This is a genomic window from Synechococcus sp. R5-15, assembly GCF_047462035.1.
Taxonomy (GTDB): domain Bacteria; phylum Cyanobacteriota; class Cyanobacteriia; order Thermostichales; family Thermostichaceae; genus Thermostichus.
The window spans coordinates 1-9729 of the sequence record NZ_JANSIK010000127.1 but is presented as its reverse complement, the minus strand read 5'-3'; the positions used below and the strand labels follow the sequence as shown (position 1 = coordinate 9729).

9 protein-coding genes and 1 tRNA gene are annotated in these 9729 nt (G+C 58.8%); 3 read left to right on the top strand and 7 right to left on the bottom strand.

Going from position 1 to position 9729, the window contains the following annotated elements; translation table 11 throughout:
- Positions 1 to 317 (bottom strand): hypothetical protein (locus tag NW839_RS11040; protein WP_414380650.1); only part of this gene is annotated, 317 nt, incomplete at its 3' end.
- On the opposite strand from NW839_RS11040, the gene NW839_RS11035 reads away from it, so the two are divergent.
- Entirely contained in the window at positions 316 to 1368 is a 1053-nt protein-coding gene (locus NW839_RS11035) for a CsgG/HfaB family protein (RefSeq protein WP_414351082.1), read from the top strand. The genes NW839_RS11040 and NW839_RS11035 overlap by 2 nt on opposite strands.
- A gap of 19 nt (positions 1369 to 1387) precedes the next feature.
- Here NW839_RS11035 and pruA read toward each other — a convergent pair whose 3' ends face one another.
- The gene (gene pruA, locus NW839_RS11030; protein WP_414351085.1) at positions 1388 to 4342 is read right to left on the bottom strand and encodes an L-glutamate gamma-semialdehyde dehydrogenase; all 2955 of its coding nucleotides are present in this window, start codon (positions 4340 to 4342) and stop codon (positions 1388 to 1390) included.
- Between the two features lie 146 nt (positions 4343 to 4488).
- On the opposite strand from pruA, the gene NW839_RS11025 reads away from it, so the two are divergent.
- Positions 4489 to 5148 carry an SDR family oxidoreductase gene (locus NW839_RS11025; RefSeq protein WP_414351086.1) on the top strand — a complete coding sequence of 220 codons (660 nt, stop codon included), beginning with the start codon at positions 4489 to 4491 and terminating at the stop codon, positions 5146 to 5148.
- Between the two features lie 177 nt (positions 5149 to 5325).
- Here NW839_RS11025 and NW839_RS11020 read toward each other — a convergent pair whose 3' ends face one another.
- From NW839_RS11020 to tgt, 4 genes are all read right to left on the bottom strand, one after another.
- On the bottom strand, positions 5326 to 5622 hold the full coding sequence (locus tag NW839_RS11020) for a hypothetical protein (protein ID WP_414351089.1): 297 nt from the start codon (positions 5620 to 5622) through the stop codon (positions 5326 to 5328).
- A 6-nt stretch (positions 5623 to 5628) separates the two neighbouring features.
- Positions 5629 to 6894 (bottom strand): hypothetical protein, encoded by a 1266-nt coding sequence (locus tag NW839_RS11015; protein WP_414351091.1) that lies wholly within the window; start codon positions 6892 to 6894, stop codon positions 5629 to 5631.
- Between the two features lie 86 nt (positions 6895 to 6980).
- Positions 6981 to 7592 carry a hypothetical protein gene (locus NW839_RS11010; RefSeq protein WP_414351093.1) on the bottom strand — a complete coding sequence of 204 codons (612 nt, stop codon included), beginning with the start codon at positions 7590 to 7592 and terminating at the stop codon, positions 6981 to 6983.
- A gap of 194 nt (positions 7593 to 7786) precedes the next feature.
- Positions 7787 to 8896: a tRNA guanosine(34) transglycosylase Tgt gene (tgt, locus tag NW839_RS11005; RefSeq protein WP_414351098.1), complete on the bottom strand. Its 1110-nt coding sequence runs from the start codon at positions 8894 to 8896 to the stop codon at positions 7787 to 7789.
- Positions 8897 to 9028: 132 nt separating this feature from the next.
- On the opposite strand from tgt, the gene NW839_RS11000 reads away from it, so the two are divergent.
- Positions 9029 to 9111 (top strand) — tRNA-Leu (locus NW839_RS11000).
- Between the two features lie 134 nt (positions 9112 to 9245).
- Here NW839_RS11000 and NW839_RS10995 read toward each other — a convergent pair.
- Positions 9246 to 9729, bottom strand: a 484-nt coding sequence (locus tag NW839_RS10995; RefSeq protein ID WP_414380648.1) for a hypothetical protein, incomplete at its 5' end; no start/stop codon positions are given.

Genomic DNA, 9729 nt, shown 5'->3' with positions numbered 1-9729 from the left:
GACTGCGCAAGGAGCCATCCATGCGTAGCGTGGTAGGAATCTCCAGCCTTCAGGCCGGGGAGGATGTCAATTGCAGAGAGCGAGTACCTTTGCTCAACAGGGTTGAGATTTGTCAACTCTTCTATACAAACCTTCTCAATCCCTTTTTTCAACAACCTTGTAGTCGGTAGAGTGTAGGGCATCTTCTGGGAACAGGCGACGTCAGGATCCTTAGCCCTTAGCTGCCAGGTGATACCGGTCACCGCCCTGAAGCTCTTTTGGGTGCAAGCTGAGAGTAACTGTGGCCACTTCCCAGATCTAGGAGATCGTTTAACCATGCGCAACCTCTCTTCCGTTTTGCTGTTCGGGATCCCTTTGGTAAGCCTAGGCTGGACAGGGATCCCGGTGGTGGCCCAATCCGCCAATCCAGCCCTCTGCCAGCAATTTCCCCAAGACATTCGCTGCACCCTCTCTGCCCCCAGACAGGTGGGACAAGCGCCGCAACCCACATCCCGTCCTCGGATTGCAGTCTTGGACTTTGATTTCAGCAGCCTCAGCAATCCCTACAGCTTCCGCGAGGCTTCTCGGGGGGTGAGCGACCTGTTGGTGGATCGGTTGGTGAAAGATGGCACCTTTTCCGTCATCGAGCGCTCGCGGCTGGACGCGATCTTGGCCGAGCAGAACCTGGGTCTATCCGGTCGACTGGATGCCAACACCGCTGCTCAGGTAGGCCGGATCCTAGGGGTCGATGCGGTGATCCTCGGCAGTGTGACCCAGTTTGATGTGTCGGTGCGCCGTTCTGGGGGTGGGGCACCGGTCTTGACCCCCTTTGGCAGCTTCCCGCTGGCGGTGGGGGCTGAGTCGGTGGATGCCGATGCCAACGTGCAGCTGAATGCCCGCTTGGTGAGCACCAGTACTGCCGAGATCTTGGCCGTGGTCGAGGGCAAAGGCAACGCCAGCCAGTCGGATAGCACGGTCACGGTTGCCGGCTTTGGCGGGGGATCCGCCACCAGCAACGAAGAGAAGCTGTTGGTATTGGCAAGCCAACAAGCGGTGGAGCAAATTGCCCAGCAGTTGGCCGGTTTTGCCGGGCGCTTGGCAGCTCAGCCTCGCTCTCTGCCAACGGTTGACGCCTTGGTGGCGGATGTCTACGGCAACCAGGTGATCCTGAACAAGGGCAGCCGCGATGGCTATCGGGTGGGATTGATTCTTTCTGTGGAGCGCGTCGTCCGCGAGGTGAAGGATCCGGCCACGGGGGCCGTTTTGCGCAAATTGACCGAGCCAGCCGGACAGATCCAACTGACGGAAGTGGATGACGGCTCCAGCGTGGGACGCATTCTCAGCGGGGCAGGCTTCAAGGTTGGGGATGTGGCCAAGCCTGTCCAATGAGCTTTCCCAAGCCCTATCCTCAGGATCCCTCGATGGGAGCAAAGCCCTGCCGTTGCGTGTTTTCGGTTACGGTGCGCGGCTCTAAAAATTGCAGCAGGTAGTCGGGGCCGCCGGCTTTGGATCCCACGCCGGAGAGCTTGAAGCCGCCGAAGGGCTGCCGCTCCACCAACGCCCCGGTGATCTCGCGGTTGATGTAGAGGTTGCCGACGGCAAAGTCCTGGCGAGCCTGTTGAATGTGGGAAGGGGTGCGGCTGTAGAGACCGCCGGTGAGGGCGTAGGGGGTGGCATTGGCCATCTGCAGAGCAGAAGAAAAGTCCGGCGCTGAGATCACCGCCAAAACCGGGCCAAACAGCTCCCGCTGCGCCAGCTCTGACTGGGGATCCACCTGGCTGAACACAGTGGGGCCGACGAAGTAGCCTTTTTCCGGCACGGGCAGGCTGAGGTCGAGGCGGGCATCAGCCTTAGCCGATTGAATGGCCTGTTGCAGGCGAGCTTGGGCCTCTGCATCGATGACCGGGCCAACTTGGGTGCTGGGGTGGGCTGGATCCCCCACATTTAAAGAGCGCACCGCCTCGATGAGCCGCCCCAAGAACAGGTCGTGAATGGACTGCAAAACGATCGCCCGCGAGCAGGCGGAGCATTTCTGGCCACTGTAGCCAAAGGCGGAGTTGACCACTCCTTTGACCGCCTGATCCAGGTCGGCGCTTTCGTCGATGAGGATGGCGTTTTTGCCCCCCATCTCGGCAATGACCCGTTTGATGTGGTGCTGGCCCGGCTGCAGTTGCGCGGCTTGGGCGAGGATCTGGCAACCCACCGCCTGGGATCCGGTGAAGGCAATCAGGTGCACCCGCCGGTCTTGAACCAACAGGGGGCCAATGGCTTCGCCCACCCCCGGCAGGAATTGAAAGACACCCTCCGGGATCCCAGCTTCGGCAAGGGCCTTGAGGATAAACTCCGCCAGTTTGGCGGCGATCAGCGAAGATTGCTCCGCCGGTTTGAGGAGCACGCAGTTTCCGGCCACCAAAGCCGCCGCTGTCATGCCACAGGGGATGGAGAGGGGGAAGTTCCAGGGGGCGATCACCACCGCCACACCGCGGGGCTGGTAGTGGTAATGGTTGGTTTCGCCGGGCAGGTTGCACTCCCGTCCCCGCTCCAGAGCCTCCATCTGTTGGGCGTAGTAGCGGCAAAAATCGATGGCCTCGGAAACTTCCCCATCGGCCTGGGCGATGGGCTTGCCCACCTCCAGCACCATCCAGGCAGCCAGCTCCGCCCGCTGGGCTTCGATTTGCTCCGCCACCCGCCGCAGGATCCCCGCCCTCACGGCAACGGGGGTGCGCCTCCAGCTGGGGAAGCTGGCTTGGGCCGCTGCCAAGGCTTGCTCCACCTGTTCCGGCTCGGTCAACCCAATTTCCGCCACCACCTGTTCAGGATCCGCAGGGTTGAGGGAGAGCATGGCTTGTCGGGTGGGGCGATATTCTCCGGCAATCCAGGGCTGAACCCTCTGACCCAGTTGAGGCCGGATCTCGTCCAATGCCTGAAGGAAGGGATCCCGCTGTTGGGGTCGGCTGAAATCGGTGTCGGGAGCGGCGGCAAACGAGAGGGAAGGAGCTGGAAAAACGGATCCCTCCTCCAAGACCGGTGGGGCCAACAGTTGCTCGGGATTGTAGCCCTGAACGCTTTGCCGCAGAAAAGAGGTGTTGGCGGTGTTTTCCAGCAAGCGCCGGATCAGGTAGGCCATGCCCGGCAGCAGCTCCCCGTAGGGGCAGTACACCCGCACCCGCTGTCCCTTCTGCACCAGGGCCTTGGCCAGGGGATCGGCCATGCCGTAGAGCACCTGCAGTTCAAAAGCAGACTGGGGGATCCCCAGCGCTTGGGCGATGGCAATGGCTTTGGCCTGAGAGCGCACATTGTGGCTGGCAATGGCAGCGCGGAGATGGGTGTGGTGCTCCAACAAAAGCTGGGTCATGCGCTCGAAGTTGGCGTCGGTAGCAGACTTGCTGTTGTAAACCGGCTGTGGCCAGTGCTTTTGCGCCGCCAGGATGGTCTCTTGATCCCAGTAGGCCCCCTTGACCAAGCGCACCGTCACCGGGGATCCCCGCTCTTTGGCCCAGGCGATCAGGTTTTGCAGATCGGTGTAGCTATCCCGCAGGTAGGCCTGCAGCGTCAGGCCAACGTCGGTGCGGCCTCGGAACTCCGGCTCCAGCAGCAGCTCCTGCAAAATGGCCAGGGTGAGGGATTTGTAGCGGTACTGCTCCATGTCGAAATGGATCCCGACTCCCAGAGCTTCTGCCCGGCGCAACAGGATGCGAATCCGTTCCCCCACTTTGGCTTTGGCCCCCAGGGGATCGATGGGATCGAACTGGGAATAGAAGGCTGTCAGCTTTACCGACACTTGCGGCACCGGCTGCGGTTGTGGCCAGGTTTTGACCATCTTTGCCAAATGCTCCATCACCTGCAGATAGCGATCCAGGTAGGATTGGGCTTCCGCTTCGGTGATGACGGCTTCCCCCAGCAAATCCAGGGTGAAAGCCATACCCTGCCGGTGCAAAGCTTCCAGAGTTTTGCTGACTTGCTGTAGAGTTTCTCCGGCAATGTAGCGACGGGCCAGAGCTTCCACAGCAGCGGTGAGAGTGCTGGCAGCCAACTGTCCTGGCAGGGAGTCGGGGTCTGCGAAGTTGAGCAGGCTCTTCAGCATCCCCGGCAACTCTACTGCCGGATCCAAGAGATACTCCTGCAAATGGCGGGCCACCTCAGCCTTACTTTTCAAGCTGGGCAAGACATCGATCAAGCGGAACAACTGGGTGCGCAAGTGGGGGTTCTCCATCGCCCAGGCCAGCAGCTTGTCCTCCCAGCGCAGTTGATCCCGCCACTGGGCCAGCAGGGATCTCTTCTCTCCCGAAAGAGAGGCGAACAGAGATTGGGCAAGAGCTTGGGTTTGGGCCTCGTAGGCAGTAGGAGCAGCTTGGGCAACCATCTGATGCACCGGGGGGCGGGATCCCTACCATCCTGTCATGGAAAGGATGGAACCTGAGGCCGATTTTGGGAAGATAATGGCAGATGGGGCCACCGCAAATCCTCGAACAGCTACGCCGGGTATAGGCAGCTTTGCAGGAGAAACTTATGCAGGCTTTTGTTGCAGGGGCTACAGGAGAAACCGGACGCCGCATTGTCAAAGAGTTGGTGGGCCGCGACATCCCGGTACGGGCGCTGGTGCGCAGCCATGAGCTGGCCGCTCGGGTTTTGCCCCCCGAAGCGGAAGTGGTGGTGGGGGATGTGCTGGATCCGGCCACGCTGGAGACAGGCATGGAAGGATGCACGGTGGTGCTCTGTGCCACCGGGGCCAGGCCCAGTTGGGATCCCTTTCAGCCCTACCGAGTGGATTATGAAGGCACCAAGAACCTGGTCGATGTGGCCAAAGCCAAAGGGATCCAACACTTTGTTTTAATCTCTTCCCTGTGTGTTTCCCAGCTGTTCCATCCCCTCAACTTGTTTTGGCTGATCCTGGTGTGGAAAAAACGGGCGGAAGAATATCTGCAAAAAAGCGGCCTCACCTACACCATCGTTCGACCGGGGGGCCTAAAAAACCAAGACAACGACGATGGCATTGTCCTATCCAAGGCGGATACCCTCTTTGACGGCAGCATCCCCCGCACGAAAGTAGCCCAAGTGGCCGTCGAAAGTTTATTCCAGCCCGCCGCCCAAAATCGCATCCTTGAGATCATCGCCAAGCCGGGTGTGCCCAACCAAGAATGGAGCGCTCTCTTTGCTATGGCAAGGTAGGTACCGAGCTGCATGCATGCTGCATACATTATGACTATGAGCGAGTATGAACGCGGCTCCCAGTTCCTCAGCAGGCTCGAACTTGGTGGGCGCATGTCACTCCTGGAAAGTCGATCCTGCATTGGTCGATAGTCTGCCGCAAAATGTCGGTGCCAAGCTAAACTTCTCGTTTTGCCCTTAACTTCCCTCTGTCTGGGAACCAGAAGACTTGGCCAACTGCTGCAAACGATTTAAGATCTGCGCCTCAGCGTTGGCATCGTGGAGTCGCAACGTCAGGCGGGGCACCCGCAACGAAGCCGTAATCCGGCCTGAGGGCAGATCCAGCCACACCAGTTGCCCTTGAAAACAGCGACAAGCGGCTCCCCATTCCTGGGCCAGAGCCTCTACCTCTGACCAGACAAGGCAACGTGGCAGCAGCAGGTCGGTGGCCCACCCAGCCCCACACTCCCGCCGCCTGAGGATGCGCACCTGCATGGATCCCTACATCCGCAAGGACTCCGTCCCGCTGACGCGAGCGGCGTAAAACTCGCACCAGGGATCCCCCTTCTCTCTGGCCTTGGTCTCCTGGCCGTGGAAGAGCCCACCCCGCTGGAAGAGGCGGTTGTAGAAGACTTGATCCAAAACCGGCTTCTGCTGGATGTTGCCGTTGTAGACCAGATTCATCATCGCCGGCACCGCCCCTTGGGCAAAGTAGCAGGCGGGATCCTCTGCCCGTGGGTAGGAAGCCAAAAAGTAGTTGGCTTCGTAGTTGCCGTCAATGGCCACCCGGCAAGACTCGCCGCTCACCACCTCCAAAGCCTGCCAGCGACCCCACCCCAGACTGCTGGCCACCGCATAGCCGCCGTGGATCCAGTCCGTGTCCTTCTCCAGCATCGGCCCCACCAGGGTTTCCCACTCCACCGATTCCATGATGTTGCCGAAGGTGTAGAACACACAGACATGCCCCGACTCGCGGATAAGAGCTTCCCCCACCCCCATCAGCTCAGCCTGCACCGCCTTCAGCTCCTGTAAAAAGCGATATTGAATGCGGTTGTAGTAGTTGGCAGGCATGCGCGTTAGCAACACGTTAAAGGCGCGAATCTGCCCCTGATCATCTCCGGCCAAAGGCAAGCCCCACAGAGCTTCGTTGACCGCATCGTAGTCCACTGCTGTTGTGGGCCGGGGGAACTGGAGCGGCTGCTCGATCAACTTGCCCATCCCTGGACTGGGAGTCAACAACTGGGGCCGCGGCAGCCGAGTGGCCTGGATCACGCAGTGATCCTTGCGCGTAACGGCCATACACTCCGTTTCTTCTGCCCCGTAGCTTCCCAGCTCGCCAAACGTGGCATCCAGAGCTGCCGCCACATAGCCCACCGCCAAGTGGTCAATGGGACGTGTGCGGTTGACCTGATCCCCGTACTTGCTCAGCCAACCTTCTGCATAGTGAGAATGGGTAAGCTGCACTTCCCCGCCTGAAGGTGTCACCTCAAACGCCAGCCGCCCAAATCCTAAAAAACTGAAGATCTGAGCTGCTACTGCCAGGCGCTCTTGGGTCTCCTGAATGCCAAGAGCCTTGAAAGCTCCGTACAGAAGACTGTAAAAGATCTCCTGGGCTGCCGTGCGCAGGATCCCTACTCCATCGATCCAGTCGGGATCTTCAATAGTCTGCTGCAGGAATAGGTTGTAGTGATGGCAGTGGAAGATAACCGGCTCTCCAAACAGGGAGATGAGCTTACGGTCGCGGTCGAGATGTAGATGCTCAAGCATAGGCAAGTGAACTCAGATAAACAATAGGGGATCCCACAAGCGCAGCAACTGCCCTCAGACAAACCTCGCCAGCTATTCTCGACTACTCAGACCGGCATGGCAATAGGCAGGCGCTCTCGGCCCAAGAGATCTGCCACTGCTTTGTAGAGAATGCGCAGCTCCTGACGGCTCAGGGCGCCCTTTTCGAGACGGTTGCGGTCTAGGCCCGTTTTCAAAGACAGGCGCAGAGCCACAAAGTTGGGATCCGGAGCGTAGCGCTTGGCATAGTCCATCAAAGCCTGAGCCACAGACATAGTGCTGTCCTGCACAGGGGGCAGTAGCGGCTTTCCGTCAATCAGAATGGCTTTGATGCGCTCTGAAATGGCTCTGAGGTCGGTGATGGAACGGGTCAAGAGTAACACAAAGTAGGGGCTTTTGGGAAACGCTTTGATGACAACCCGCAACGCCGAAGTGCCGGCCAAAAGGTAGTCCGCCTCTTGGTCAGAGCTGACAAGCTGGCATAGACGACTGTTGGCCTGGACTAGGTCGCTGGCATAGGTGCCCAAAAGTTCTAGCGCCTGCTCCTCTTGGCTATCACTGACGTAGGTTACTTTGGCTACTGTGGTACCATCAGTGGCCCGCCCTATCAAAACAGCAATCAAGCCCGGAAGGCCGGCGATGTGCTGTTCAATCACGCTGCTGAGGGTTCGGATAGCCATGATCTGACTCCTTCCTGCGGCTACATGGGACTTCCTGCGGCTACATGGGATATAAGTAGCTACATGGGATAATTTGGATAATTTAAGTATATACACGGGATATTGGAGTATATAATTAGTATATACACGGGATAATTGGAGTATCTAGTGAACTAGGATGGATCGGATATTTCCAGAGAAATCTCCTGACCGGCTTAGCTCCAGGGATCCCAGTTCTCGTGAAACTTGCCTTCCAAGATGGCCTGGCGCATCTTTTGGGTGTAGCGCATCAGCTCCGTGATGTTGTGGATAGAAAGCAGGGTATAGCCCAGGATCTCCTGGGCGCGGATGAGGTGGCACAAGTAGGCGCGGCTAAAGTGGCGGCAGGTGTAGCAGGGGCAATCGGGATCGATGGGATCCAGGCTGCGGCGATGCTCGGCATTTTTGATGTTCCAGCGTTTGCCCCGGCTGATCACCGTGCCATGGCGGGCATAGCGGGTGGGGATCACGCAGTCAAACAAATCCACTCCGGCGGCCACAGCAGCCCGCATCTCGGCATAGGTGCCCACCCCCATGAGATAACGGGGGCGATCTGCCGGCAGTAGAGGGGCTGTTTGCCGCACAACGGCGTGCATAAACTCGACCGGCTCCCCCACACTCACCCCGCCAATGGCATAGCCCGGCAGATCCAACCGACAGACCTCTTCCACCGCCCGCCGGCGCAGCTCAGGGTAAACTCCCCCCTGCACAATGCCAAACAAAGCCTGATCTGAGCGGCGATGGGCTTTCACGCACCGTTTCAGCCACTGGGTGGTTCGCCGCACCGCTGCTTCCACTTCCTCAGGGCTGGCAGGGTAGGGCGGGCACTCGTCGAAGGCCATGATCACATCGGCACCCAAGGCATTTTGAATCTGGATGGATAGCTCTGGGGTGAAGTGAATGATGCGGCCATCGAGAGGAGAGCGGAACGTCACTCCCTCCTCGTTGATTTGGCGAATGGCGCTGAGGCTGAAGACCTGGAAGCCCCCTGAGTCGGTAAGGATGGGGCCCGACCAGCCCATAAAGCGGTGCAGCCCCCCTGCTGCTTGAATGATGCTTTCGCCAGGTTGCAGGTGGAGATGATAGGTGTTGCTGAGGATGATGTGGGCACCTGTCTCCTTGAGCTGGGCGGGGGTGAGGGTTTTCACGTTGGCCAAAGTTCCCACCGGCATAAAGCAAGGGGTTGGGATCCCGCCGTGGGGGGTGACGAAGTATCCCGCCCGCGCTTGGGTATGGGGGCAGGTGCCCTCGCAGGTGAAGGTAAAGTCGGCCAAGGTCAGCGTTATCGGCTTTCATCTGGTGCGCAGCAGAGCTTAGCACAGATAGAGCCGTCAACGAGGATCCCCTCTTCCCAACACTCCAGACCTCTCAGGAGCCTTGACAGGGATCCCCTGCTTTGGGCACACTTGTAGATCGCCGCGGAACTGGCGGAATGGTAGACGCGCTAGATTCAGGTTCTAGTGGCAGCAATGCCATCGGGGTTCAAGTCCCCGGTTCCGCACTCTCTTTCCTTCAACACTTAGGTTAAGCTATGCCGACATGCCCTGTCGGCCAAGGATAAGTATTGGGGGTGTAGCTCCACGGCCAAATTAGACTCCCTGCTCGCCGTGATGCTTCATCTCTTTCAAGTTGCCCTTAGAGGGTCAATTCGCTCTCAATTTGACTGAGTTTAATGCGGGCAAGAGCTAAGTTCCCTTTTTCTCGGTCTAAGGCTAGGTAGAAAAATAGGCCGTTTATGGTTTTAAGCATACGCATTAGATGGTACTGAGTTTCCAGGATGATTAAAATCTCTTCAATTCTGTCGGTGAACTTAAGTGACTCCGCGACTCGCATCTTAGCGCGAATCACTTCTGTGTTTCCGGCGATTGCCAGCTCCAAGTTAGCTTCTGGGAAAGCGGGGCTGTTGGTGCCCTTATATCCCAAGCACATCCCAGTTTTCCAGTCCCCCAGCGCTACCCCCAGTGCTCCATCGATGCTCAGAGCTTTTACCAAACTGTCTTGGAGTTTTTGCATGAGTAAACTACCCGACCCTGACTGCTTCGCAGTACGGGGCGGGCTTAAGGCCTCCGGCCCGCTGGCGCGAACGGTAGCCCTGCAGTTGGCAAGCCAACCACGGACC